A 25,668-nucleotide genomic window follows, 5' to 3' on the forward strand; every position below is an offset into this window, starting at 1 on the left:
AAATTCACCATTCTCTTCGGGAAGTCTTCTCGGCTAGCCGCCGAGCGCTTCGGAAATGACTTTGGCGATATGGGAGGCGGGCTGTGGGGCCAGCATTCCGTCGTGGTCGGCGTCGACCTCGTGGCGGACGATGGCGCCTTCGATATGCGCCGACCAGAGGTCTTCGGCCGGTGCGGAGGGGGCGAGCCCCCGGGTGGCCGCGAAGAACAGCAGCTCTCCGCGGTAGCGGCCCGGCCGGTGGGCCGAGCCCAGGCCGCTGAAGTGGCGGATCACCCCGATGAGATGGCCGAGCTGCGCCTCGTCGAGCTCGGCGAGGGGATTGCCGTCCCGGGCGAGCAGCGCCAGCACCCCGGCGGCGTCCAGCTTGTCCCCGCCCTCGGCGCCGCCCCGCGGATCGAGGCCGCAGCGCAGCAGGATCTGGGCCAGCAGGGCCTGATCGCTCAGGTCGTCCGCCGGGTCGGACTCCGTCGCCGGGAAGCCGTCCAGGTTGGCCAGCAGCGCCACTTCGCGCCCCTGCTTCTGCAATTGGACGGCCATTTCATGGGCGACCAGCGCCCCGAAAGACCATCCAATAATATGGTAAGGGCCATTGGGTTGGATTTCCACTAGACTCCGGATGTAATCCGCAGCCATTTCCCGTACGGAGGCGGGCTGTTGGGTCGGCGACAGAATTCCGCCCGCTTGGAATCCGTACACGGGAAATTCGGTGAGCGCGCCGGCCAGCTCCAGGAACGGCCAGGAGAGCCCGACCCCGCCGTGCACACAGAACAGCGGCGGACGCGTCCCCTGGGAGCGGATCGGCAGCACCCGGGCGAAGGCGTCGGGCACATCCGGCGCCGAGCCCGCCGCGGTGGCCGCCGTGGCCAGGCCCGCCACCGTCCGGTGCAGGAACACATCGGCGGGGGTGAGCCCGACGCCCAGTTCGCGGGCGCGGCCGACCAGGCGGATGGAGCGGATGGAGTCGCCGCCCAGCTCGAAGAAGCTGTCCTCGGCGCCGACCCGCTCCAGGCCCAGTACATCGGCGAAGGCATGGCACAGCGTCTGTTCCAGCGGGGTGCGCGGCCCGCGGCCGTTGGCCGCGCGGGGCAGCCCCGGGGCCGGCAGGGCCTTGCGGTCCACCTTCGCATTGGGCGTCAGCGGCATCCGCTCCAGCTCGGTGAGGAACGCCGGGACCATGTAGTCGGGCACCGCGCCCGCCAGATGGGCCCGCAGCTCCGCGAGGTCCAGGCCGGGCTCGCCGCGCGGTACGACGTACGCCGCAAGCCTCGGCTGACCGGGTTCGTCCTCGCGTACGACCACCACCGCCTGTGCCACCCGCGGATGGCTCAGCAGCGTGGTCTCGATCTCGCCCAGCTCGATCCGGAAGCCGCGCAGCTTGACCTGGTGGTCCGCCCGGCCCAGATAGTCGAGCGTGCCGTCCGGCCGCCGCCGCACCAGGTCGCCGGTGCGGTACATCCGGGCGCCGGGCACCGGCGAGTACGGGTCGGCGACGAACCGCTGCGCGGTCAGCCCCGGCCGGTCGTGGTAGCCGCGGGCCGGGGACGCCCCGCCGAGATACAGCTCGCCGGTCACCCCGGCCGGCACCGGCCGCAGCGCCGCGTCCAGGACGTACGCCCGGTTGCCGGCCAGCGGGCGGCCGATGGGCGGGGTGCCCGTGCCGTCCAGCTCGGCGGCGGTGGACCAGATGGTGGTCTCCGTCGGCCCGTACAGATTGGTCACCTTGCGCGCCGCGCCGTGCAGCGCGGTGGCCAGGTCCTGGCCGATCGCCTCACCGCCGGTCAGCGCGTGCACCTCGCGCAGCGCCCCTGGATGCCCGCTGACCAGGGCGTGCCACAGCGTCGGGGTGGCCTGCAGCACGGTCGCGCGGGCCTCGACCAGCAGCGCGGCCAGCGCCTGCGGGTCCCGTACGGCCGCGGGCGGGGCCAGCACCAGCGTGGCGCCGGACAGCAGCGGGACGAAGAGCTCCAGGTTGGCGATGTCGAAGCCGAAGGTGGTCACCGACACAAGCCGGTCGTCCGCGCCCAGGTCCAGCAGGCGCGAGGTCTCGGCCAGGAAGTTGGCGAACGCGCCGAGCGGTACGACGACGCCCTTGGGGCGGCCGGTGGAGCCCGAGGTGTAGATGACGTACGCGGTGTGGCCGGCGCTCGGCGCGGCACGGCGCTCGTGCGGCCGTAGATCGTCCCCCGGGAGGGCGGCGATCTCCGCCTGTGCCGACGGGTCGTCCAGCAGCAGATGCGGCGCGGCGGCCGGCCCGGGCACCGCCCGCGCCACCTCGCGGTCGGTCAGGGCGAGCACCGGCCGGGCGTCCTCGACCATGTAGCCGATCCGGTCCGCCGGGTACGCCGGGTCGATGGGCAGATACGCGGCGCCCGACTTGAGCACCGCAAGCGCCGCCACGACCATCTCGGGGGAGCGCGGCAGGGCGATGGCGACCAGCCGGTCGGGGCCCGCACCCCGCGCGACCAGGGCCCGTGCCAGCCGGTTGGCCCGCTCGTTCAGCTCGCGATAGCTCGTGGCTTGCCCATCGAAGAGCAGCGCGGGATGGTCGGGCGCGGCGGCCACCCGGGCCTGGAACCGCTCGTACAGCGGCGGTTCGGCGGCGTGCGCGGGCGCGCCGTTCCAGTCCACCAGCAGTCGCTCCCGCTCGCCCGGCAGCAGCGCGTCCGTCTCGGCGAGGCGGCCGTCGGGGGCGGCGGTGAGCCGGTCGAGCAGATGGGCCAGGCGGGCGGCCAGCGTGCGCGCGGTCTCCTCGGTGAACAGATCGGCGCTGTACTCCAGGCGCCCGGCGATCCCGCCCGGCGCCCCGGCCCCGGTGTGCTCCTCGGCCAGGTCGAAGGCCAGGTCGAACCGGGCGCTGCCGGTGCGCGCCACCCCGACCTTCCCTTCCAGACCGGGCAGTTCCAGCTTCGCCGCCGCGTTGTTCTGGAACGCCAGCATCGTCTGGAACAGCGCGTGCCGGGCCATCGACCGGGCCGGGGACAGCGCGTCCACCAGCCGCTCGAACGGCAGGTCCTGGTGGGCGAAGGCGGCCAGCGACGCCGAGCGCACCCGGCCCACCAGCTCCCGGAAGGTCGGGTCGCCCGACAGATCGCTGCGCAGCACCAGGGTGTTGACGAAGAAGCCGACCAGGTCGTCCAGCGCGTCGTCGGTGCGCCCGGCCACCGGGGTGCCGACCGGGATGTCCTCCCCGGCGCCCAGCTTGGACAGCAGCGTGGCCAGCGCGGCCTGCACCACCATGAACAGGCTCGCCCCGCACTCCCTGGCCAGCGCGGCGGCGCGGACGTGGGTGGCGGCCTGGATGGTGAACTCCACCGTGCCGCCCCGGTAGGAGGGCAGCGCGGGGCGCGGGAAGTCGGTGGGCAGCTCCAGCTCGTCCGGCAGCCCGTCCAGCGTCCGGCGCCAGAACTCCAGCTGTCGGGCGGCCCGGGACTCGGGGTCGCTCTCGTCGCCCAGCAGTTCGCGCTGCCACAGCGCATAGTCCGCGTACTGCACCGGCAGCGGGCTCCACCGCGGCTCCTCGCCGCGCAGCCGGGCCGTGTAGGCGCGGCTGAGATCCCGGGCCAGCGGTGCGTTGGACCAGCCGTCGCCCGCGATGTGGTGGATGACGGTGACCAGTACATGGTCGTCCTTGCCCAGCGCGAACAGGGCAGCCCGGAAGGGGAGGTCACCGGACAGGTCGAAGCCGCGCGAGGCGAACTCCCCGACCGCGTCCTCCAGTTCGGCCTCGGTGACATGGTGCACCGGCAGGGTGATCCGCGCCCGGCGGCGGATGCGCTGGTACGGGCCGTCGGCAGCCTCGGGGAAGACCGTGCGCAGCGCCTCGTGGCGCATCACCACATCGCCGAGGGCGGCGCGCAGCGCGGGCCGGTCCACCTTCCCGGTCAGCCGCAGCGTCCACGGCAGGTTGTAGGTGCCGGACGGGCCCTCAAGACGACCCAGGAACCACATGCGCCGCTGGGCGAACGACAGCGGCAGCCGCTTCGGGCGCGCCGCCGCGGTCAGCGCGGGCCGGGCCGCGTCCGCGCCGGTCAGCCGGGCGGCGAGCGCGGCGGGGGTCGGCGCCTCGAAGACCGTACGCAGCGGAACCTCCACGTCCAGCAGCGACCGCACCCGGCTGATCAGCCGGGTCGCGAGCAGCGAGTGGCCGCCGAGGTCGAAGAAGTCCTCGTCGATGGAGACCCGGTCCAGGCCCAGCACCTCAGCGAACGCCTGGCACAGCAGCTCCTCACGCGGGGTGCGCGGGCCGCGCCCGGCCGAGGTGGCGATCTCGGGGGCGGGCAGCGCCTTGCGGTCCACCTTGCCGTTGGCGGTCAGCGGCAGGGCGTCAAGCAGCACGAACGCGGACGGCACCATGTACTCCGGCAGCCGCTCCGCGGCCGACGCGCGGGCCGCCGCCGGGTCCGCCGTGCCCGCCAGATAGCCGACCAGCCGGCCCTCGCCCCGGGTGTCCTTTGCGACGTTCACCACCGCGTCGGTGACCCCGGGCACGGTCCGCAGCACGGCCTCGATCTCGCCGAGCTCGATGCGATGGCCCCGGATCTTGACCTGGTGGTCGCGCCGCTCCAGGAACTCGAGCCGCCCGTCGGCCCGCCGTACGACCCGGTCCCCGGTGCGGTACATCCGGGCGCCGGGCAGCGGCGAGTACGGGTCGGCGATGAACACGGAGGCGGTGCGGCGCGGGTCGTGCAGATAGCCGCGGCCGACCCCGATCCCGCCGACGTACAGCTCGCCCGGCACCCCGGCGGGAACCGGCCGCAGCCCGTCGTCCAGGACGTACAGACCGGTGTTGCGGACCGCCGACCCGATCGGCGCCCGCACCCCGGGCACCTCGTCGGCGTCGCGGATCACCGCGTGGGTGACATCGTCCGAGCACTCGGTCGGCCCATAAGCATTGACCAGCGCCACTTCGGGAAAATACGCGAACCAGCGGCGGCACAGCTCGGCGGGCAGCGCCTCGCCGGTGACCACCAGCCGGCGCAGCCGCGTCAGATCGGGCACCGCCGCGCCCGCGTCCCAGCTGTCGAGCGCCGCCCGCAGCAGCGAGGGCACGACCTCCAGGACGCTGATCCGCTCCGGGCCGACCAGCCCGAACAGCTCGGCCGGATCGGCCGCCGTCCGCTTGGGCACCACGCGCAGCAGACCGCCCACGACCAGCGGGGACAGCATCTGCCACACCGAGATGTCGAAGGTGACGGGCGCGTTGTGCACGACCGTGTCACACGCGGTCAGATCCAGGTCCTCGACCTTGGCCAGCAGGTGGTTGACCATGCCCCGGCGGTGCACCATCGCGCCCTTGGGGCGGCCGGTGGAGCCCGAGGTGAAGATGACATACGCCAGGTCGTCGCCCGCCCCGGCCACGGGTGCGAGGCCGTCGGGAGTGTCGCAGTGGCCGTTCACCGTCAGGACGGGCAGCGCGCCGCCCACCTCGGAGGCGAGCGCGGTGTGTTCGGCGTCCGTCAGGAGCAGGGCCACCCCCGCGTCCTCGACCAGCGCGGCCGTACGGGCCGTCGGCGCCGTGACGTCCAGCGGCACCCACGCCGCGCCCGCGCCCAGCGTGCCGAGCACCGCCGTGACGAACCGGGCCCCGGGCGCGGCGAGCACGCCCACGAGCGAGCCCGGACCGATGCCCCGCCCGGTCAGCTCCCGGGACAGGGCGCTGGCCCGGCCCACCAGTTCGCGGTAGTTCAGGGTCTCCCGGCCGTCGGTGACCGCCGGGGCCTCGGCCTGTTCGCGGGCCAGCGCCCGCACCCGCTCGACCACATCCGCGAACGGGTCCTCGGGCGCCGGGTCGGCGGGCAGGTCGAGCACCCGCTCGCGTTCGCCGGGCAGCAGCGCGTCGAGCCGGCCGAAGGGCCGGTCGGGGTGGTCGAGCAGGGTGCGCAGCAGCCCCGTCAGCCGGTCCATCACCGCGGCCGCCTCCTCGGCCGTATACAGGTCGGGCGCGTATCCGACGTCCAGCCGCAGCCGCTCGCTGGGCAGCGCCATCAGACTCAGCGGGTAGTGGGTGGCGTCCTTGGCCTCGAGCCCGGTGATGCGCAGCCCGGGGGCGGGCTCTGCCATCTGCGAGGGGTCGAGCGGATAGTTCTCGAAGACCAGGACGGTGTCGAAGAGTTCCCCGGCGCCGACGGTCTGCTGGATACGGGTGAGGCTCAGGTGCTGGTGCGGCAGCAGTCCGGTCTGCCGTTCCTGGAGCGCGGTGAGGATGTCGGCGAACGAGCGGGCCGGATCCAGGTCGACCCGGACCGGCAGGGTGTTGATGAACAGGCCGACCATCGTCTCGACCCCGGGCAGCCCGGGCGGCCGGCCGGAGACCGTGCCGCCGAACACCACGTCGCGCAGTCCGGTGAGCGTGCCGAGAGTGGCCGCCCAGGCGCCCTGCACCACGGTGTTCAGGGTCAGACCCCGGCCGCGCGCCCAGGCGGTGAGCTCGGCGGTGAACGCCGCGGGCAGCTCCACCGCGTGGTGTCCGGGCAGCGCCGCCGGACGGCCGGTGGCCGCCGGGGCCACCAGGGTCGGCTCGTCCAGCCCGGCCAGCGCCCCGCGCCACGCCTCCTCGGCCGCGGCCCGGTCCTGCCCGGACAGATGCGCGAGATACGACTTGTACGGGGCGGCGGGGGCGAGAGCCGCCGTGTTCTCGCCGTACAGCGTGAACAGCTCGCGCACGATCAGCGGCATGGACCAGCCGTCGAACAGCATCTGATGTGCCGTCAGCACGACGCGGTGCGCGCCCTCGCCCAGGTCCATGACGATGAACCGCAGCAGCGGCGGGCGGTGGACGTCGAACCGCCGCACCCGGTCCTCGTCGGTGAGGCGCCGCGCCTCGGCGGCCCGCTCCTCGGGGGTGAGCGAGCGCAGATCGGTCTCGGTCCACGGCACCTCGACGGTGCGCGGGATCAGCTGCACCGGGTCGCCGTTCTTGCGGTAGCGGAAGGCCGCCCGCAGATTCGGGTGGCGCTGGAGCAGGGCGGTGGCCGCGGCCTTGAGGCGACCCGCGTCCAGCGGGCCCTCCAGGTCCAGCACCAGCTGGATGGCGTACACGTCCAGCTCGGCCTGCTGCTCGTACACCGCGTGGAAGAGCAGCCCTTCCTGCAGCGGGGTCAGCGGCAGGACATCACTGAAATTGGACCGCTTGGCGGTGCGCGTCGGCGCTCGAAGCGCGCCTTCGCTCACCGGATGACTCAGAGTTCCGCTCACAGGGACCACTCATCCATCTCGTCTTCGAACTCGTCGATCTCGTCCTGGCTCAGCTCCACCAGGTCGACATCGGAAGGGGTGTGCCCGCCCGAATCCGGGCTCTGGGCGTGCAGGGCCAGGGCCTTGAGCGCGCGGAACCAGCCCTCGGCGACGGCTCGTGCGTCGTCCTCCGTCAGGAGTTCGGCGGCCCAGGTCCAGGCGGCGACCAGCCGCGGCCCGTCCGGGCCGTCCTCGGTGAGGGCGTTGAGCCCGAGCACATGCGGCAGCGGCAGGGACGGGTCCGCACCGGCCGCGACCAGCGCCGCCTCCGGGGCGACGGACCAGTCCTCGGCCACCGGGGCGGGCAGCCGCCCCAGGTAGTTGAAGCCCAGCTGCGGCGGGTCGGCCGCGACCAGCTCGGGCGCGGTGTCCGGGGCGAGGCGGCGCAGCAGACCGTGGCCCAGGCCGTGGTCGGGCACGGCGCGCAGCTGCTCCTTGACCGCCTTGAGGACGAGACCGGCCGCCGGTCCGCCCGACCAGGCCTCGGCCCAGTCTGAGTCGTGCACAAGGTGCGAGCCCACCTCGAGCCGGACCGGGCTGGTGGTGGTGAACCAGCCGACGGTCCGGCTCAGGTCCACCCCCTCCGCGAACTCCTCCCGACCGTGGCCCTCCAGCTCCACCAGTACGGCCGAGCTCTCCTCGCCCCTGCGCCGCCGCCAGTCGGCCACGGCCAGCGCGAGACCGGCCAGCAGCACGTCGTTGGCCTCGGTGTGGAAGGCGGCCGGGACCTCGGTCAGCAGCGCCGCCGTGGTGCCGGTGTCCAGGGACAGCCGCAGGGTGCGCGCGGTGGCCGTGGTGTCCCGGGCGCGGTCGAGCGGCCGGGTGCCGAGCGGCGGATCGCAGGTGGCCACCACCTCGCGCCAGTACGGCAGTTCGGCGCCGCGGCGCACCGTGCGCGCCTCGGCCGCCAGCAGCCCGGACCAGTGGCGCAGCGAGGTGCCCACCGGCTGGAGCGCCACCGGTGTGCGGTGGGTGACCGCCTCGTACGCCTGGGCCAGGTCGGGCAGCAGGATCCGCCAGGACACCCCGTCGACGACCAGGTGGTGCATCGTCAGCAGCAGCCGCCCGGTGCGCCCGGGGCCCGCGTCGAACCACACCGCCTGGACCATGACGCCCGCGCGCGGGTCGAGCCGGGCCTGGGCCGCGGTGGCCGAGCCGGTCACGGCCTCGGCCCAGGACTCCTCGGGCAGCGAGGCGACACCGACGCGGCTCAGCAGTTCCTTGGCGCGTACCGCGCCGGGCTCGGCGATCCGCAGCGTCCAGCGCCCGTCAGTGGTGTCCAGGCGCATCCGCAGCGCGTCATGGTGGTCGAGCAGGGCCTGCAGCGCCGCGGCCAGGGTGGCCTGGGTGGCGCCGGCCGGGGTGTGCACCACGACCGCCTGGTGGAACCCGGCGAACTCCGCTCCCAGGGACAGCTCCTGGAGCCAGTGGACGATCGGGGTGGGCGCCAGGGCGCCGACGCCGTCGTCCGTGCCGAGGACCACCTGTTCGGCGGCGGGCTTGGCCGCGGCCGCGAGCGCCGCCGGGGTGCGGTGGGTGAACACGTCCTGCGCGGTGATCAGCAGCCCCGCCTTGCGGGCCCGGCCCACCAGCTGGATCGAGACGATCGAGTCGCCGCCCAGGTCGAAGAAGCTGTCGTCGGCGCCGACCCGCTCCAGGCCCAGTACGTCGGCGAAGACCTGGCACAGCGTCTCCTCCTGCGCGGTGACCGGCGCCCGGCCGGTGGCGCGAGCGGTGAAGTCGGGCGCGGGCAGCGCCTTGCGGTCCAGCTTTCCGTTGCCGGTCAGCGGCAGGGCGTCCAGGGTGACGAAGGCGGCGGGGACCATGTAGTCGGGCAGCCGGTCGGCCAGCCGCTCCCGCAGCCGCGCCGCGTCGGGGACCTGGTGCGCCTCGTCCCCGGCCGGTACGACGTATCCGACCAGGCGCTTCTCCCCGGGGCGGTCCGAGCGCACGATCACCGCGGCCTGCGCGATACCGGGGTCCGCGAGCAGGGCGCTCTCGATCTCCCCGGGCTCGATCCTAAAGCCGCGCAGCTTGACCTGGTCGTCCGAGCGGCCGACGTAGTCCAGCGTCCCGTCGGGCAGCCAGCGCACCAGGTCCCCGGTGCGGTACATCCGCGTCCCCGGCTCCCCGTACGGGTCGGCGACGAACCGCTCGGCGGTCAGCCGCGCCCGCCCCAGATAGCCGCGGGCCAGCCCGGCGCCCGCCACGTACAGCTCCCCGGTGACCCCGACCGGCACCGGCCGCAGTGCCGGGTCAAGCACCCGTACGTGGGTGCCGGGCAGCGGGCGGCCGACGGGCGGTTTGACGGCACCGGAGAGCGGTTCGCTGAGGGTGGCGCACACGGTGGTCTCGGTGGGCCCGTACGCGTTGATCATCTGGCGCCCGGCCGACCACCGCTCCACCAGTTCGGGCGGGCAGGCCTCGCCCGCCGTGATGACCGTGATCCCCTCGGGCATGGGCAGGTCCTCGGGCCAGGCCGAGAGCACGGTCGGCGGCAGGCAGACCACGTCGATCCGGGCCTCGGCGATCAGCGCGGCGAGCGGTTCGCCGGGCGCCCGGTCCTCCTCGCCGGCCAGCACCAGCACCGCGCCGGTCAGCAGCGAGGTGCAGACCTCCCAGGCGGCGGCGTCGAAGCTGAACGAGGCGAACTGGAGCACCCGGACGCCCTCCCGCACCCCGAACGGCGCGCCCTGCGCGGCCAGCACCGCCACATTGGCGTGCGGTACGACCACGCCCTTGGGGCGGCCGGTGGAGCCCGAGGTGTAGATGACGTACGCGGGATGCTGGGGCGTCAGCCGCGCCCGCCGGTCGGTGTCCGTCGGGTCGTGCGCGGGGGCCGCGGCAAGCCGGGCGGCGGTCTCGGGCGAGTCCAGCGCGAGGATGCCGTCCGCCCGCTGGAAGGCCCCCGCCCGCTCCACCGTGGTGAGCACCGCGGCCGGCCGGGCGTCGTCGACAACGTAGTCGACGCGGTCCTGCGGATACGCGGGGTCGACGGGCAGATACGCCGCACCCGCCTTGAGCACCGCGAGCACCGCCACCACCGCTTCGACGGTGCGGGGCAGGACCAGGGCGACGGTGTCCTCGGGGCCCACGCCGAGGGAGATCAGATGGTGGGCGAGCCGGTTGGCCCGCTCGTCCAGCTCCCCGTACGTGACCGGGCCGACGCCCGTGGCCAGCAGCGCCGTACGGTCCGGGTCCAGCGCCACCCGGGCGGCGAACAGCTCGGGGAGCGTGCCCGCTTCGGGGGCCTGGGCGTCGCTGCCGGCCCATGTGCCGAGGAGGTGCGTGGCCTCCTCGGGCAGCAGGGCGTCCAGCCGGCTCAGCGGCCGGTCCGGTTCGGCGGTGGCCTTGCGCAACAGCTCCACCAGCCGCTCGGCGATCACCGCCGCGCTCGCCTCGGTGAACAGGTCAGCGCTGTACTCCAGCTGACCGCCGATGCCGCCGGACTCACCCTGCTCCTCGGTCAGCTCGAAGGCCAGGTCGAAGCGGGCGGTGCCGGTGGGCACCGGGGCCATGGTGGTGATCAGGCCGGGCAGTCCGAAGTCGGCGGGAGCGTTGTTCTGGAAGGCCAGCATCACCTGGAACAGCGGCTGCCGCGACAGCGAGCGGGCCGGGCTGACCGCGTCGACCAGTGCCTCGAAGGGCACGTCCTGGTGGTCGAACGCCGCCAGGTCGGCGGAGCGCGCCCGCCCCACCAGCTCGCGGAAGGTCGGGTCGCCGGACACATCGGTGCGCAGCACCAGCGTGTTGACGAGGAAGCCGACCAGCCCCTCGAGCGCGGTCTCGCCGCGGCCCGCGACAGGCGTGCCAAGCGGGATGTCCTCCCCGGCGCCCAGCTTGGACAGCAGCGCCGCGAGCGCCGCCTGCAGCACCATGAACACACTCGCCCCGGAGGAGCGCGCCAGCGCCACCACGGCCGTGTGCAGCTCGGGCTCCAGGCGGAATTCCACCGTGCCGCCCCGGTAGGAGGGCAGCGCGGGGCGTGGGAAGTCGGTGGGCAGCTCCAGTTCGTCCGGCAGCCCCTCCAGCGCCTCGCGCCAGAACTCAAGCTGCCGCGCGGCCAGGGACTCCGGGTCGCTGTCGTCGCCCAGCAGTTCGCGCTGCCACAGCGTGTAGTCGGCGTACTGGACCGGCAGCGGCCGGAACGCGGGCGCCCGGCCGCGCAGCCGCGCCGCGTACGCCTCGCGCAGGTCCTGGGCCAGCGGCAGCACCGACCAGCCGTCCCCGGCGATGTGGTGCAGCACGACCAGCAGTACGTGTTCCTCCTCGGCAATCCTGAACAGCTCGGCGCGCAGCGGCAGTTCCGCCGCCAGGTCGAACGGGCGCGCCGCCCGCTCGGCCAGCAGCGACTCGAGCTGGTCCTCGGCCGCCTCGGTTACCGGCAGGCCAGGACGGGCCACCTCGGCGGCCAGCACGACCTGGTTGGCGCGCCCGTCCACCTCGGGGAAGACGGTGCGCAGGCTCTCGTGCCGGGCGACGACATCGGCCAGCGCCTCGGCGAGGGCCGCCGGGTCCAGTTCGCCGGACAGCCGCAGCGCCCGGGGGAGGTGGTAGGTGGCGCTGCGGTTGTCCAGGTGGCCGAGGAACCACAGCCGCTGCTGTGCGAAGGACAGCGGCAGTTCGGCGGGGCGGTCCGCCGCGACGAGCGCGGGCCGCGCCCGGCCCGCGCCGTCCAGCGCGGCGGCGAGCCGTTCGACGGTGGGCGCGTCGAACAGGGCCTTGATGGGCAGTTCGATGCCGAGCAGTACGCGCAGCCGGCTGATCACCTTGGTGGCGAGCAGCGAGTGGCCGCCGAGCCCGAAGAAGTCGTCGTCGATCGACACCCGCTCCAGGTTCAGCACATCCGCGAACAGCTGGCACAGCACTTCTTCGCGCGGACCCCGCGGGGCGCGGCCCGAACCCGCCGCGGCTGCGGCGAAGTCCGGCTCGGGCAGCGCCTTGCGGTCCACCTTGCCGTTGACGGTCAGCGGCAGGGCGTCCAGTACGACGAAGGCCGCGGGCACCATGTAGTCGGGCAGCGCGCCCGCCACCCGGTCGCGCGCGGCGACCACATCGGCGGTGCCGGACAGGAAGGCCGCCAGCCGGGAGTTGCCCTCGCGGTCCACGGCCACGGTCACCACGGCGTCGATGACGCCGGGCACATCGCGCAGCACGGCCTCGATCTCGCCGAGTTCGATGCGATGGCCGCGGATCTTGACCTGGTGGTCGACCCGCTCCAGGAACTCCAGCTGCCCGTCGGGCCGGTGCACCACCCGGTCCCCGGTGCGGTACATCCGGGCGCCGAGCACCGGCGAGTACGGGTCGGCGACGAACACGGAGGCGGTGCGGCGCGAATCGTCCAGATAGCCGCGGCCGACCCCGAACCCGCCGACGTACAGCTCGCCAGGCACCCCGGCGGGCACCGGCCGCAGCCCGTCGCCGAGTACGTACAGGCTGGTGTTGCGCACCGCCGAGCCGATCGGCGCCCGCACCGGGCCCAGGTCGTCCTCGGAGCGGATGAAGGCGTGTGTGACGTCGTCCGAGCACTCGGTGGGCCCGTACGCGTTGACCAGCGGTACGCCGGGGTAGTGCGCGAGCCAGCGGCGGCACAGGTCGACCGGCAGGGTCTCCCCGGTGACCACCAGGTGCCGCAGCGCGGCCAGTTCGGGCCGGGCCGCCCCGGCGTCCCACTCGTCCAGGGCCACCCGCAGCAGCGAGGGCACCACTTCGAGCACGGTGATCCGCTCCGCGTCGGCCAGCGCGAACAGCGTCTGCGGATCGCCGGCCACCTCGCGGGACACCACCCGGGTCAGGCCGCCGACGACGAGCGCGGACAGCATCTGCCAGATGGAGATGTCGAAGGTGACGGGCGCGTTGTGGACCACCGAGTCGGCGGCGGTCAGATCCAGGTCCTCGACCTTGGCGAGGAGGTGGTTGACCATGCCGTGGCGGTGGACCATCGCGCCCTTGGGGCGGCCGGTGGAGCCCGAGGTGAAGATCACGTAAGCCAGGTCGTCGCCCTTGCCCGCAACCGGTAGAAGATCCGCCGCAGCATCCCCGGACCCTTCCAATTCGATCACCTGGGGCCAGCTGCCGCAGGCGGCCAGCACCTGATGGGCGAACTCCTCCTGGTCGCGGCCGAACAGCAGCGCCTGCGCCCCGCTGTCGGCCAGCAGCGCTGCCCCGCGGGCGACGGGGGCCCGTACGTCGAGCGGCACCCATGCGGCCCCCGCGCCCAGCACGCCGAGCACCGCGGTCACAAAGGCCGCGCTGGGCCCCGCGGCCAGCGCGACCAGCGAGCCGGTGGAGAGCCCGGAGGTGGTCAGGGTGCGGGAGAGGGCGTCGGCGCGGGCGACCAGCTCGGCGTAGCTCAGCCGGGTCGTGCCGTCGTCGACGGCCACCGCGTGCGGTGCGAGACCGGCCAGCTCCCGTACCCGCTCCACCACGTCCGTGAAGCCGTCGGTGCGCTCGGTGGTGTTCCACTCGACCAGCAGCCGCTCCCGCTCGGCGGGCAGCGTGACATCGACACGGCCCAGCGGAAGGTCGTCGGCGCCGTGTGCGAAGGCCTCGATGGCGGCGAGCAGCCGGTCCTGGTGGGCGGTCAGCTCGGCGTCGGTGTACAGGCTGGGGTTGGCGTCCAGGCGCAGCGTCCAGCCGTCGCCCGGCGCGTCCAGATAGATGATCTGCAGATCGGGCACCGGCCCGGTGGACAGGTTGTGCAGCCGGCCGGTGCACCCGGCGCCGAAGGTGAAGTCAACCCCGGACTCCAGCACATTGACCGTGGGCCCGTACGTGGTGTCGGCGTCGCCGGTGAAGCCCAGCTCGCGCCGCAGCTCGTCGCCGCGGTACCGCTGGTGGCGTACGGTGGCGCGCAGCTCGGCGGCGGTGTGCCTGAGCAGGTCGGCGCGGGTCATCGACGGGCGCACCGACAGGGCGAGCGGCAGGAAGTTGGCGCGCATCCCGGGCACGGCACGGGCGGAGGCCCCCGTTCTGGCGGGCACCGGCAGGGTCAGCAGCACCTCTCCGTCGCCACTGGCTTGGGCGGCCCATGCGGCGGTGGCCGCGATCAGCGTGGTGGGCCAGGTCACCCGCGCCTGCCAGGCCAGCTCGCTTAAGCGAGCCACGGTTGCCTCGGACAGTGGGGCGGTGCGGCGCAGGGTGTGGTGGGCGTGCGCCGCGCGCCGCCGGGACAGCCGGGTGGGCTCGGGGGCGGTGTCGAACCGCCCGGACCAGAACCGGGCGTCGCGGGTGTGGGCCGGTGAGGCGAGGTACGCCTCCTCGTCGGCGAGCAGTTCGGCCAGCGGCGGCAGCGGGTCCGCGGCGGCCACGTTCTCGCCCAGGTCTTCGCTCTCGTACAGAGCGGCAAACCGCTGGTAGAACACCGAGCGGCTGTAGCCGTCCATCTGGATGTGGTTGGCCCGTGCGTAGAGCCGGGTGCGCCGCGGCCCGAGCAGATGCAGCTCGCTGTGGAACGCCTCGGCGCCCAGGGACGAGGGGAGCCGCAGGTCCTCGTGCATCCGGTGGCGGGAGGCCGCGTCGGGGTCGGTGGCGGCGCGGTAGTCGCGTACCGCGAGCGTCCGCTCCCCGAGCGGATGGACCGTCTGTACGGGCTCGCCGTCGCGCTCGCCGAACCGGGCCCGTACACACTCGGTTTCGCGGATCAGCTGCCACCAGGCGCGCTCGAACCGCGCCAGGTCCAGCGGCCCGTCCAGGTCGAGATGGTCGGCCATGGTGTAGACGGGGTTTCCGGGGTCGAGCGCTTGCGCGTACCACATCTCCCGTTGCGCACCGGAGAGCGGTAGCTCGAAAAGGTCGGTCTCTCTCATCGTCAGTGCACTCCTGATGTGACGGCGCCCGGACGGGGAGCCGGCTCCAGCGCGTCCAGGCCGTAGACGTCCTGGACCCAGGTGGGCCGGTAGATGGTGTCCAGGTAGCGGTCGCCGAGATCGGGCGAGATGGCCACGGCGGTGACGTCCTGGCCGGGGCGGTGCTCGGCCAGCCACTTCACGGCGCCGTTGACGACGGTGCCGGTGGAGCCGCCGAACAGAAAGCCGCCGCGGGCCAGGGTGTGACAGGTGCGGATGGTGTCGATCTCGGGGACCAGCACCATGTCGTCGAGGTACCGCTGGTCGAACAGGGCGGGGCGCACTCCGGCGCCCAGGCCCGGGATCATGCGGGGGCCGGCCGGTCCGCCGAAGGTGACCGAGCCGGCGCTGTCGATGCCGACGACCGTGACGGGGGAGTTCGGCTGCTCCTTGAAGTAGCGTGCGCAGCCCATCAGGGTGCCCGTGGTGCCCGCCCCGACGAACAGCACTTCCAGGTTGGGGAACTGCTTTTCAATGGCGGGCGCGGTAGTGCGGTAGTGCGCCTTCCAGTTGTTCTGGTTGGCGTGCTGGTTCAGCCAGACGTAACGCGGATCCGTGGTGCAAAGACCGCGTACGAAATCGAGGCGAGCCCCGAGAAAACCGCCGGTGACGGACGGCTCGGTGATGACATGCACCTCGCTGCCGAGGGATTCGATGACCTGTCGGGTCGACAGGTTGGTCCGTGAGTCCACCACGCAGATGAACCGGTAGCCCTTGGCGGCGGCGATCATGCTGAGCGCCATACCGAGGTTTCCCGAAGAGGACTCGACCAGGATCGATTCGGGGCCCAGAAGCCCGCCGCGTTCCGCTGCTTCGATCATGGATGCGGCGGCCTTGAGCTTCACTGAGCCGGCGAAGTTGAACCCCTCGCACTTCAGGTAGAGCGGATAACCGAACATCTCCCGCAGGTCCACGAAGAGGTCTTCTTCGTTGAACTCCTGCGGAGTCGTGATGATGGGCACGAGACCTTCCCCCTGATCGCCGTATCCGTTCCCGCTGCTCAGTCCCAGCCCACGCCCTGGGTGTGGGGCTTGCTGTCCCAGCCGACGCCGGGGTCGTGGGCCGGGGCCAGGTCCCAGCCGACGTCCGTGCGGTCGGCGCCCGCGCTGTCCCAGCCCACGTCCGTCCCGTCGGCCGCCACGTTGTCCCAGCCCACGCCGGGGTCATGGGCCGGGGCCAGGTCCCAGCCGACCCCGGGGGAGGCCAGGACTTTGTCCCAGCCGACCTCCGGGCCGAACGCGCCGGCTCTGTCCCAGCCGACGCCGGTCGCGGCCGGGGAAGTGGCGAGAATGACGGCTCCGAAAGCGAGCGAGATGAACGCATTCATGCGGGCAGAGGAGTTGTTGATGGCAGGCATGAGTATTCCCTTTTCGCTGGGGATTGGTTACTCTCGAGTTTCGGAAGCGGGAATTCCAGAATGTTTTGAATTCCTGTCCGGTGTTATGAGTCTGTACCGCCGTAGACCCGGTGTCATGTGTTTACGCTGTCAGGGTCCTGCGATGGCCGGAGAATGCCAGGGATTATTTGGGATCTCCCTAGACTTCGCCTCGACGGCCTTCCCACTCCCAGCCGAGGAGTTCATCCTGGGCGAGCAGCCGGTCCACGATACGGACGGCGGTGGCCTCAGCTCGTTCTGCGGAAGTGGCACACAGAAAGAGGACGGTGCCGGCGCCCTCCAGATCGGTCTCGGCGTAGACGTGCTCGAGACCGTCCCCCGGTTCGGCGGCGGCGTACACCAGTGCTCGTAGCTGCCCTGCGTCCACGATCGTACGGCCGCGCAGCATGCGTCCCATGACGATGTACATGGCCACCTCTCACGGTTCGATGCCGGGCTGCCGAAGGACAGGTGAATAAATCAACTACCGCGCGGTCGCACCCCGTTCGTGCCGTAACATGCAGTGATCGGGACGTAGGGGTGGGTTTCGATCATGCGCGGGGGCGCGCGGGGGACGAGGGAGTACACACGTGCTGGAGATCCTCGGTGTCAGTTCCGCGGCCGAGAGCGTCTACCGAGCGATGTTGGGCCGGCCCGAACTCGGCATATCAGGCCTGGCCGGACAACTCGGCTGGAGTGAGGAGAAGGTCAGGAGCGCCCTGGACGAACTGGCGGGGCTCTCCTTGGTGCGCGAGTCCGACCAGCGGCCTGGCGGGCTCTTATTAATCAATCCCGAGATCAGCCTGGTGTCTCTGCTGGCGCGCCAAGAGGTCGAACTGACCCAGCGGCAGCAGGAGATCACCTCCGGCAAGCTCGCCATCAGCAAGATCGTCGCTGAGTACGTCGACTCCGTCCAGAACAAGCGCCGGGTGGACGTCGAGGAGCTGAGCGGTATCGACATGGTCCGGATCCGGCTCGAGGAGCTGGCCCATGACTGCACCTCCGAGATCATGGAATTCACCACCGGCGGGGGGCAGTCGGCCGAGTCCCGGCAGGCCAGCAGGCCGATCGACCAGGGACTCCTGGAGCGCGGCGTGCGGATGCGCTGCGTCTACCTGGAGAGCGTGGTCAACCACCCCCAGACCGTGTCCTATCTGGACTGGCTGACCGGCCTCGGCTGCCGGGTCCGGGTGGTCCCCTCGCTGCCGCTGCGCATGGTCGTCTTCGACCGGCAGGCGGCCGTCGTGCCCAGCAACCCCGAGGACACCGCGGTCGGGGCGCTGCTGCTGCGCGGATCCGGGCTGGTCTCCGCCCTGTGTGCGCTGTTCGAACACATCTGGGAGGAGGCCCCGCCGTTCGGCGCCACGCGCCGGCGCGACGAGGACACCGGGCTCACCAGCCAGGCCCGCGCCGTGCTGAGCCTGCTGGCCCAGGGCCACACCGACGAGGTGGTGGCCCGCAAGATGGGCATCTCGGTGCGGACCGCCCGCCGGATCACCGCGGAACTGATGACCCAGCTCGGCGCCCGCAGCCGCTTCCAGGCCGGGGTGATCGCCGGCGAGCGGGGCTGGCTGCAGGGCAGCGCGGACGGGTCCTCGGAACCGGAGTGACCGGCGGACGGCCGCCATCGTCAGCGCACGGCGGCCGTGCGGAAGGTCCGCAGGGCCACCGGGATCAGTACGGCGATCAGCGCACCCACCGTGATGGCCGAGACCAGCACCGGATGCTCCATCGGCAGGCTCCCGCCCGAAGAGGCGGGGGCGTTGCCCCACAGCACCCGGCAGGCCTCGGACACCGTGCTGACCGGGTTCCACTCCACCGCCGTGCGCAGCCAGCCGGGCAGCCCCGACAGCGGCATGAAGGAGTTGGACATGAACGAGAGGATGACCAGGGCCAGGGCCGAAATGCCGTTGATGGCCTCCATGTTGCGCAGCACCATCCCCAGCAGCGCGCCCAGCCACAGCATCGCGTACGCGAAGGCGAGCAGCAGCGCGAAGCCGCCCAGGATGGGCAGCGGTCCCGCATCGGTGCGCCAGCCGACCAGCAGACCGATCCCGCCCACCGCGACCATGCTGATCGCCACCGGGACGAGATCGGCCGCGGTGTGGCTGACCAGCACCGATGACCGCGCCATCGGCAGCGAACGGAACCGGTCGATCAGGCCCTTGCCCATGTCCGAGGCCACGCCCAGCGCGGTGATGCCGATGCAGGTGAGCCCGATCTGGGCGAAGACCCCGGCCATGACGTAGTCGTGGTACTCGACCCCGCCGCTGTTCTTGATCGTGATGACGCTGGCGAACAGATAGCCCAGGATGACCACCATGGCCACCGGCGTCAGGGCCACCGCGATCAGCTTCTCGGGTGTTCTGCGCAGATGCCGCAGATGCCGCCCGGTCAGGGCCAGCACATCTCCGACAGCCGCGAAGCGGCCCCCGGCCGTCCCGGCACCGAACTCCGCCGGTCCCGTCAGGCTGCTCATGACCCGTCCTCCGCTGTGGTTGTGGGGTTCTCACCAGACTTGTTCGGCCCCGGCTTGCTCTCCCCGGTGAGATGGAAGAACACGTCGTCGAGCGAGGGGCGGCGCAGCGCGAAGTCGACGACATCGGCTCCGCAGCCCTCCAGCGCGGCCGCAGCGGTCGCGATGGATCCCATTCTGTCCGCCAGTTGGACGGAAATCCGGTTGCCCGTCTCGTCCACGGTGGGGCTGGCGACGGCCACCGGCCCCAGCGCGGACAGCGCCGCGGGCAGGTCCTCGGCGGTGGCCACGGCCACCTCCAGCCACTCCTCGCCGACCTTCTGCTTGAGTTCGTCCGGAGTGCCCTCGGCCAGGGTGCGGCCGGCGGCGAAGACCATGATCCGGTCGGCCAGGAAGTCCGCCTCCTCCAGGTACTGCGTGGTCAGCAGCACGGTCACGCCCTGGGCGACCTGCTCCCGCACCATCTTCCACAGCACCATCCGGCTGGCCGGGTCGAGCCCGGTCGTCGGCTCGTCGAGGAACAGCACGGTCGGCGAGGCGATCAGACATGCCGCCAGGTCCAGCCGGCGCCGCATCCCGCCCGAGTAGGTGCGCACCGGACGGTCGGCCGCCCCGGTGAGCTCGAACGCCGTCAGCAGCTCCTCCGCCCGCTGCCGCGCCCGTCTGCGGCCAAGCCGCAGCAGGGTGCCCAGCAGGACCAGGTTCTCCCGGCCGGTCAGCAGCTCGTCGACCGCGGCGTACTGGCCCGCCAGGCCGATCCTCCGGCGCACCTCGCGCTGTTCGCGTACGACGTCGAAGCCCGCGACCCGGGCGCTGCCGGAGTCCGGTTCCAGCAGCGTGGCGAGCATGCGGATGGTGGTGGTCTTGCCCGCACCGTTGTGCCCGAGCAGTCCGAGTACGGTTCCGGACCGTACTTCGAGATCCACTCCGGCCAGCGCCTGGTGATTTCCATAGCGCTTTCCAAGATTCTCTGCCGCGATGGCGATATCCATGAATCCCCCTCTCCCAGCTTTCCCTTTCGATGGAAATCCGAATTCCCTTCGAAACATGGGAGTTCGGGTATCAAGCTGCTGGGAAATGTAGCAGCGGAATCGCATGCCTGGTGCCTGATATGTCCGGATTCGGGTGGCAGTACTCTGCAGGCGCAGCTTGCTGCAAGCTCCACGGGCTCCATGGCCCCTGCGCAGCGCCTAGCGTTTTGGTTAATCCCCCACGGCCTCCGCGGCTACGGGGCAAACGCCGCTGACCGCAGGAGAGGTAATGGCACGTCATCGAAATTTCGCCGCCGCGCTCGGTGACTGGAGCGCCCGCCATCGAAAGACGGCCGTCTTCGGCTGGCTGATCCTGGTCGTCCTGGTCACCGTCGTGGGCGGCGCCGCAGGACAGAAGACCTTGACCAACGCCGACTACGGGACGGGGGACTCCGGTCGGGCCGAGCGTATCCTCCAGGACGCCGACCTGGCACCGCCCGCCGGGGAACTGGTCCTGGTCCACAGCGACAAACTCACCGCCGGCGACACCGAGTTCCAGGGCGCCGTCACCGCCACGGTGAACGCGCTCAAGGAAACCGGGCTGGTCAAGAACCTGCGTGACCCGAACACCACACATGTGGTCTCGCAGGACAAGCACTCGGCCCTCATCCAGTACGACGTCAAGGGCGACCCGGACACCGCGGCCGACCGCATCCAGCCCGTCATCGACGCCGTCGAGAAGACCGACAAGGCCCACGAAGCGGTGACGCTCGGCCAGTACGGCGCCGCCACCGGCCTCAAGGGCATCAACGACAGCCTCGGCGAGGACTTCGCACGGGCCGAGATGACCGCGCTCCCGGTCGCCCTCGGCATCCTGCTGGTCGTCTTCGGCGCCTTCGTGGCCGCCGTACTGCCGGTGCTGCTCGCCGCCACCGCCTGCGTCGGCGCCATGGGCCTGCTGGCCCTGACCAGCCAGGTGGTGCCGGTCGACGGCATGACCAGCTCCGTGATGTTCCTCATGGGCCTGGCCGTCGGCGTCGACTACTGCCTGTTCTATCTGCGCCGGGAGCGGGAGGAGCGGGCCGCCGGGCAGGACAGGGAATCCGCCCTGCACATCGCCGCCGCCACCTCCGGACACTCGGTGCTGATCTCCGGCATCACCGTGGTGGTCGCCATGGCCGGCATGTTCCTGTCCGGGCTGACCGTGTTCAAGGGCTTCGCCTTCGCCACCATCGAGGTCGTCCTGATCGCGGTCATCGGCTCCATGACCGTACTGCCGGCCATGATGGCCATGCTCGGCGACCGGGTGGAGAAGGGCCGCATCCCCTTCATCGCCCGCCGCCGCCAGGCCCGCGCCGCGGCCGCCGCGGCCGTGGGCGGCCGTCGCACCAACGCCCTGCTGCGCGGGGTGCTCGCCCGGCCCGGTGTCTTCGCCGTCCTGGGCGCCGCGCTGCTGCTCGCCCTGGCCGCGCCGGCCCTGGGCATGAAGACCGAGAAGCTGGGCACCGATAAGCTGCTGCCCGCCGACAACCCGATGGTGTCCGTCTCGACACAGATCGGAAAGGAGTTCCCCGGCGCTCCCGCTCCGGCCGGAGTGGTGATCAAGTCCAACGACATCGACTCCCCGCAGGTCACCCAGGCCATCGCCGACTTCAAGAAGGCGGCGCTCGCCTCCGGACAGACCGGTAAGCAGATCGACGTCACGGTGCACGCCAAGCAGAACATCGCCGAGATCAGCGTCCCGCTGATCGGCAACGGCACCGACGCCACCTCCAAGAAGGCCCTCAAGGAACTGCGCGACACCCTGATCCCCGACACCCTCGGCAAGGTCTCGGACACCACCACGCTCGTCCGCGGTGACCTGGCCTTCTCCGAGGACTACAACGACCAGCTCAAGAGCAGCATCGTCCCGGTCTTCGCCTTCGTGATGGGCGTGACCTTCCTGCTGATGCTGGTGTCCTTCCGGTCCCCGGTCATCGCGCTGACCTCGATCGTCCTCAACCTGCTGTCGGTGGGCGCCGCGTACGGCGTGATGACCGCCGTCTTCCAGCACGGCTGGGGCGCCTCCCTGGTCGGCACCGAGGCGCCGGGCGCCCTGGAGTCCTGGATGCCGCTGTTCGTCTTCGTGGTGCTCTTCGGACTCTCGATGGACTACCACGTGTTCGTGGTCTCCCGGATCCGTGAGGCCTACGACCGCGGCGCCACCACCCGGGACGCCATCGCCCACGGCATCCGCACCACCGCCGGGGTGGTCACCAGCGCCGGCCTGATCATGGTCGCCGTGTTCGCGGTCTTCGGCACCCTGGCCATGCAGGACTTCAAGCAGCTGGGCGTGGGCCTGGCGGTGGCCGTCCTGCTCGACGCCACGGTCGTCCGGGCGATCCTGCTGCCCTCCGTGATGGCCCTGCTGGGCCGGGCGAACTGGGCCGCACCCGGCTTCCTCCGCAAGTCCCGCCCCGCCGAGGCCGGCCACACCGGCCCCAGCCACGTGGCGGCGCGCGACACCCAGGGCGTGCCGGTCACGTACTGAACGACACTGCTGGGTGAAAGTGACATCGACACATTCGCCACGAGAAGACGTACAGAGGTACTGAGGTAACGACAGCGGGCGGGGCCGGCAACAAGCCGGCCCCGCCCGCCCAACGACCGGAAGGAAACCCGTGTTCGAGTTCAGCGTGATCGGCGGCAAAACGGCCCGCGACATCATCGGCCGCAGCCGCCGGGAGATCGTACGGGAGGTGAAGGAAACCTATCTGACCCATGGCGACGGAGACTCCGTCAACCCGGACAGCTACTTCCTGCGCTTCCCCGAGAAACCGGACAGCCGGATCATCGCGCTCCCGGCCTACCTGGGCGGCAAGCACGACGTCGCCGGGATCAAATGGATCGGCAGCTTCCCCGGCAACATCAAGAACGGCATCCCGCGCGCCTCCGCCGCCCTGCTCCTCAACGACTACGCCACCGGCTACCCCTTCGCCCTCCTGGAAGCCTCCCAGATCAGCGCGGCCCGCACCGCGGCCTCCGCCGTCCTCGCCGCCGAACAGCTGACCGGCGGCCGCACCGCCCGCCGGCTGGCCGTGGTCGGCGCCGGCATCATCGCCCGCAACATCCTGGAGTTCTTCGCCGCCCAGGAGTGGGACATCGAAACCGTGGTCGTCCACGACCAGCACCCCGAATACGGCCAGGCCCTCGCCGACTACGTCACCGACTCCCTCAACTACCGCGCCGAGACCACCGACGACCTGCGCACCGCCCTTGAGGTGGCCGACGTCATCGTCTTCGCCACCACCGCCGGCGAGCCCTACGTCCTCGACCCGCGCGCCTTCGCCCCCGGCCAGGTCGTCCTCAACATCTCGCTGCGCGACATCGGCCCCGAGATCATCCACGACTCGTACAACATCGTCGACGACATCGACCACTGCCTCAAGGCCAACACCTCCCCGCACCTGGCCGAGCAGAAATACGGCAACCGCGACTTCGTCACCGGCACCCTCGCCCAGCACATCCGCGGCGAGATCACCACGGGCCCGGACAAGCCCGTCATCTTCTCCCCCTTCGGCCTCGGCGTCCTCGACCTCGCGGTCGGGGCGCATATCTACCGCGTCGCCACGGAGGCGGGGGAGGCCACCGCGATCGACGACTTCTTCGGCGAGACCACCCGCTGGTAGCCGCCACTCGCCGATCAGGACACCGGCCGCCCCGTCAGCTCACCGCCACCCACGAGTAGCGGTGCTCGGGGCGGCCGGTGTCGCCGTATTCGCCACGCGCCTCGCTCGCCTCGTCGGCCCCGGACTCCTACTCTCCGACCCCAGCCGCAAAGTAGCTGCCGGATGGTCAGTACTCCCGTTTCCCTCCTGCTTTCCGCCTCGCGGACAAGGAACACGCCGAGACGTCGATGCTCGCCCTGTACCGCTCCAGAGCTGTCTCGTGCACATCAACCTCCGTCCGCCCGGGCCTCTGCCTCTCCAGCGCCGAATGCACCTATGTTCACGAGCCGGGCACGCGCCATCAGCCGATCGGCTGATGCTCCTTCGAGCGCGATGGGCGATGTCCGCCGTCGTCCTGCCGCGGCACGCTCATCTACATGGCAATCATCGAAGTCAGCGGCCTGCACAAGGCCTACGCGGGCAAGAAGGCCGTCGACGGCGTGTCCTTCGACGTCGAGGAGGGAGAGATCTTCGGGATCCTCGGCCCCAACGGCGCCGGCAAGACCACCACGGTCGAGTGTGTGGAGGGACTACGGCGCCCCGACGGCGGCAGCGTCCGCGTCGCTGGGTACGACCCCGTCACCGACCGCGACTCCGTCACCCGCATCCTGGGCGCGCAGCTCCAGGAGAGCGACCTGCAGCCCAAGATCACCGTCAGCGAGGCGCTCGAACTGTACGCCGCCTGCTACCCGGACCCCGTCGACTGGCGCGCCCTCGCCGAGCGCCTCGGACTCACCGACAAGCTCCGCACCCGGTTCGCGAAGCTCTCCGGCGGCCAGAAGCAGCGCCTGTCCATCGCGCTCGCCTTGGTCGGCAAGCCCGACATCGTCGTACTGGACGAGCTGACCACCGGCCTCGACCCGCGTGCCCGCCGCGACACCTGGCGGCTCATCCAGGACATTCGCGACAGCGGGGTCACCGTGCTGCTGGTCACGCACTTCATGGAGGAAGCACAGCGCCTGTGCGACCGGATAGCCCTGATCGACAAGGGCCGGATCACCGCACTGGACACCCCGTCCGGACTGATCGGACGCACCGCGGGCAGCACGGCGATTTCCTTCACGCCCTCGGCCCCGCTTGAGGTGCAACTGCTGGCGGAACTGCCCTCGGTCGCATCCGTGACGCACAAGGACGGCCGGATCGTGGTCAACGGCACGGATGAGACCGTTCATGCCGTGCTCTCGCTGCTCGCCGGGCGGGGCATCTCCGCCCGCCAGCTCCGCGTCACCGAGGCCACCTTGGACGACGCCTACCTCGACCTGACGGGACCGGACGCATGACCACCCTCACCCGCAGCCGCACGATGGCCGTCAACGGCAGCGCCACCGCCGTCCTCAAGGCCGAGGCACGCCTGATCCTGCGCGAGCCCGCCGCCCTCTTCTGGGTGCTGGCCTTCCCCACGATCCTGCTGTGCATCCTGGGCGCCGTCCCGTCCAACCGGGAGCATGCGGCCGACCTGGGCGGCATGCGCGTCGTGGACCTCTATGTCCCCGTCGCGATCCTGCTCGCTGTGGTCATGGCCGGCCTCCAGGCCATGCCGCCCGTCCTCACCGGCTACCGCGAGCGCGGCATCCTGCGCCGCATGTCCAGCACTCCCGTGCGGCCCGGCTCCCTCATCGGCGCGCAGATTGCGCTGCACGGCGCCGCCATCGCGGTCTCCGCGCTACTCGCCCTCGCCGTGGGCCGGATCGTGTTCGACGTGGCTCTGCCCCGCCAGCTCTTTGGATACCTGGTGGCGCTCGTTCTCGTCACACTGGCCACCCTGGCGCTCGGCGCCACCATCTCCGCCGTCTGCCGCACTACCAAGATTACCCAGGCAGTAGGCTCGGCAGTGTTCTTCCCGGCGATGTTCACCTCCGGTGTCTGGCTGCCGGTCGCGGCCATGCCCGATGTCCTTCAGCACATCGTGACCCTCACCCCGCTGGGCGCCGCCGCACAGGCTCTCGACGAGGCCGCTGCGGGAGAATGGCCGGGCTGGATACACCTGGGGGTCACGGCGCTGTGGGCGGTCCTGCTGATCGCCGCGGCCCGCCGCTGGTTCAAGTGGGAGTAGCTCAAT

The 25,668-nt window shown here is 71.8% G+C and carries 12 protein-coding genes; 5 read left to right on the plus strand and 7 right to left on the minus strand.

Annotation, left to right across the window (positions count from 1 at the left end):
• Positions 1 to 33 precede the first annotated feature (33 nt).
• The 5 genes from CCN51_RS10150 to CCN51_RS10170 form a co-directional block, all read right to left on the minus strand.
• A complete protein-coding gene (locus tag CCN51_RS10150; protein WP_143675765.1) occupies positions 34 to 7,194 on the minus strand; it encodes an amino acid adenylation domain-containing protein in 7,161 nt (2,386 codons plus the stop codon).
• Positions 7,191 to 15,041, minus strand: coding sequence for a non-ribosomal peptide synthetase (locus CCN51_RS10155; protein ID WP_014179370.1), 7,851 nt, complete (start codon positions 15,039 to 15,041; stop codon positions 7,191 to 7,193). Before CCN51_RS10155 ends, CCN51_RS10150 begins: the two co-directional genes overlap by 4 nt.
• 2 nt (positions 15,042 to 15,043) lie before the next feature.
• Complete coding sequence (gene sbnA / locus CCN51_RS10160; RefSeq protein ID WP_014179371.1) at positions 15,044 to 16,042, minus strand: 2,3-diaminopropionate biosynthesis protein SbnA; 999 nt, start codon at positions 16,040 to 16,042, stop codon at positions 15,044 to 15,046.
• A 38-nt stretch (positions 16,043 to 16,080) separates the two neighbouring features.
• Positions 16,081 to 16,437, minus strand: coding sequence for a hypothetical protein (locus CCN51_RS56375; protein ID WP_014179372.1), 357 nt, complete (start codon positions 16,435 to 16,437; stop codon positions 16,081 to 16,083).
• 178 nt (positions 16,438 to 16,615) lie between these two features.
• Positions 16,616 to 16,885, minus strand: a complete 270-nt coding sequence (locus CCN51_RS10170; RefSeq protein WP_014179373.1) for a hypothetical protein — start codon at positions 16,883 to 16,885, stop codon at positions 16,616 to 16,618.
• Between the two features lie 160 nt (positions 16,886 to 17,045).
• Between CCN51_RS10170 and CCN51_RS10175 the strand changes: the two genes are divergently transcribed.
• The gene (locus CCN51_RS10175; RefSeq protein ID WP_014179374.1) at positions 17,046 to 18,065 is read left to right on the plus strand and encodes a helix-turn-helix domain-containing protein; all 1,020 of its coding nucleotides are present in this window, start codon (positions 17,046 to 17,048) and stop codon (positions 18,063 to 18,065) included.
• Positions 18,066 to 18,085: 20 nt separating this feature from the next.
• On the opposite strand, the gene CCN51_RS10180 is transcribed toward CCN51_RS10175, so the two are convergent.
• Together CCN51_RS10180 and CCN51_RS10185 are read right to left on the minus strand one after the other, a co-directional pair.
• Positions 18,086 to 18,934: an ABC transporter permease gene (locus tag CCN51_RS10180; RefSeq protein ID WP_014179375.1), complete on the minus strand. Its 849-nt coding sequence runs from the start codon at positions 18,932 to 18,934 to the stop codon at positions 18,086 to 18,088.
• Positions 18,931 to 19,923, minus strand: a complete 993-nt coding sequence (locus tag CCN51_RS10185) for an ATP-binding cassette domain-containing protein (RefSeq protein WP_014179376.1) — start codon at positions 19,921 to 19,923, stop codon at positions 18,931 to 18,933. Before CCN51_RS10185 ends, CCN51_RS10180 begins: the two co-directional genes overlap by 4 nt.
• A gap of 268 nt (positions 19,924 to 20,191) precedes the next feature.
• On the opposite strand from CCN51_RS10185, the gene CCN51_RS10190 reads away from it, so the two are divergent.
• The 4 genes from CCN51_RS10190 (at position 20,192) to CCN51_RS10205 (ending at position 25,662) form a co-directional block, all read left to right on the plus strand.
• A complete protein-coding gene (locus CCN51_RS10190; RefSeq protein ID WP_014179377.1) occupies positions 20,192 to 22,432 on the plus strand; it encodes an MMPL family transporter in 2,241 nt (746 codons plus the stop codon).
• A 130-nt stretch (positions 22,433 to 22,562) separates the two neighbouring features.
• The gene (gene sbnB, locus CCN51_RS10195) at positions 22,563 to 23,570 is read left to right on the plus strand and encodes a 2,3-diaminopropionate biosynthesis protein SbnB (RefSeq protein ID WP_014179378.1); all 1,008 of its coding nucleotides are present in this window, start codon (positions 22,563 to 22,565) and stop codon (positions 23,568 to 23,570) included.
• 416 nt (positions 23,571 to 23,986) lie between these two features.
• A complete protein-coding gene (locus tag CCN51_RS10200) occupies positions 23,987 to 24,889 on the plus strand; it encodes an ABC transporter ATP-binding protein (RefSeq protein ID WP_014179379.1) in 903 nt (300 codons plus the stop codon).
• Positions 24,886 to 25,662: an ABC transporter permease gene (locus CCN51_RS10205; RefSeq protein ID WP_014179380.1), complete on the plus strand. Its 777-nt coding sequence runs from the start codon at positions 24,886 to 24,888 to the stop codon at positions 25,660 to 25,662. The genes CCN51_RS10200 and CCN51_RS10205 overlap by 4 nt, the downstream gene beginning before the upstream one ends.
• Positions 25,663 to 25,668 lie beyond the last annotated feature (6 nt).

Origin of the sequence: Streptomyces milbemycinicus (assembly GCF_002154605.1) — a bacterium.
In the GTDB taxonomy this organism is placed as follows: Bacteria; Actinomycetota; Actinomycetes; order Streptomycetales; family Streptomycetaceae; genus Streptomyces; species Streptomyces milbemycinicus.

Coding starts and splice junctions, on each gene's coding strand:
- CCN51_RS10155 (WP_014179370.1), bottom strand. CDS start 15,041: ATGAGAGAGACCGACCTTTTCGAGCTACCGCTCTCCGGTGCGCAACGG.
- CCN51_RS56375 (WP_014179372.1), bottom strand. CDS start 16,437: ATGCCTGCCATCAACAACTCCTCTGCCCGCATGAATGCGTTCATCTCG.
- CCN51_RS10170 (WP_014179373.1), bottom strand. CDS start 16,885: ATGTACATCGTCATGGGACGCATGCTGCGCGGCCGTACGATCGTGGAC.
- CCN51_RS10180 (WP_014179375.1), bottom strand. CDS start 18,934: ATGAGCAGCCTGACGGGACCGGCGGAGTTCGGTGCCGGGACGGCCGGG.
- CCN51_RS10185 (WP_014179376.1), bottom strand. CDS start 19,923: ATGGATATCGCCATCGCGGCAGAGAATCTTGGAAAGCGCTATGGAAAT.
- CCN51_RS10190 (WP_014179377.1), top strand. CDS start 20,192: ATGGCACGTCATCGAAATTTCGCCGCCGCGCTCGGTGACTGGAGCGCC.
- CCN51_RS10200 (WP_014179379.1), top strand. CDS start 23,987: ATGGCAATCATCGAAGTCAGCGGCCTGCACAAGGCCTACGCGGGCAAG.
- CCN51_RS10205 (WP_014179380.1), top strand. CDS start 24,886: ATGACCACCCTCACCCGCAGCCGCACGATGGCCGTCAACGGCAGCGCC.